The following is a 1,023-nucleotide window of genomic DNA, read 5'->3' as shown; positions in this document are numbered from 1 at the left end:
ATCGCGGATCGAATAGACGAGCTCACTGAATTTTGGAATGACGAACAGCGCGGCACCACCAAGGACAAGTGAGGTGTTTAGCCAAATCAAACAGAAGGTCTGCGATGAAAATCGCAAGGTTGATACGCCACGCTGAGAGCGCCGCGAACGCGGGTCTTGCCACTACATCGCCGGACTCAATACCGCTGACTGAAAAGGGCCTGCTTCAAGGTCRGACACTTGCTGACTCCATTACGTCCGCACCCGACCTAATYATCTCATCCCCCTTCGAACGCGCCATCGCAACTGCACTGCCAACAGCAGCGCACTTCCCCCACGTTCCATTCGAACTGTGGCCCGTCGAAGAATTTACGTATTTGAGCCCAAACCCAAACCGCTTTGCTGGCACTACTCAGACTGACCGACAGCCACACGCACAAAGCTACTGGGAGAACGGTGACGCGGCGATGATTGATGGGCCAGGCGCTGAGTCGTTCGATAGTCTGCTCGGGCGCGTAGATACGGTTAAATGGCATTAAATGGGTGTGAATGGGTGTGTAATTGGTCTTTGAGACACTCACAGCTAAATCATTGTTATGAAGGGCATCAACACGTACTGTCTGCCAAGCAAAGACTTGAAGTACCACTTCGTCATCGATATGACGAGCATGCGTGATGTAGCGTCGGACTAACTCAAGGAGCATCATGAAAGTCATACAACTGCAACACCCCGCTGGTCTGGATAACCTGGCGGCTTCTTCGTGGGTGTAGCCCTTGGGCGCGAGGGTGAAGGCATCAGTGGCCATGTTGACCACTTCGCGGGCAAAGCCGTCGACGCCATCGCCAGGCACCGTCTGGAAGGTGGTGGGCACGACGCGGCCCGATTGCCAGAAGGGGAAGAAGCACGACACCACGTGATCGCCAACGGCGAACTCGGTCACACCTTCGCCGACAGCGGTGACGACTCCGGCACCATCGGACATGGGGATGCGCACATTCTCCGCGCGGGCATGGCCGGTAACGACGCCGAGGTCGTGGTAATTG

1 protein-coding gene and 1 pseudogene are annotated in these 1,023 nt (G+C 55.9%); one reads left to right on the top strand and one right to left on the bottom strand.

Going from position 1 to position 1,023, the window contains the following annotated elements; genetic code table 11:
• The first annotated feature begins 104 nt into the window (after window positions 1–104).
• Window positions 105–518 carry a phosphoglycerate mutase family protein gene (locus AC1DRJ_RS29375; RefSeq protein WP_477805214.1) on the top strand — a complete coding sequence of 138 codons (414 nt, stop codon included), beginning with the start codon at window positions 105–107 and terminating at the stop codon, window positions 516–518.
• Window positions 519–719: 201 nt separating this feature from the next.
• Here the strand turns inward: AC1DRJ_RS29375 and AC1DRJ_RS29370 are convergent.
• Window positions 720–1,023, bottom strand: a pseudogene (locus AC1DRJ_RS29370) (alcohol dehydrogenase catalytic domain-containing protein); the annotation flags it as partial.

Source organism: Pseudomonas sp. P5_B2 (genome assembly GCF_056400445.1).
The sequence above is the reverse complement of the archived record's forward strand: the minus strand, read 5'-3'. Positions and strand labels throughout refer to the sequence as shown.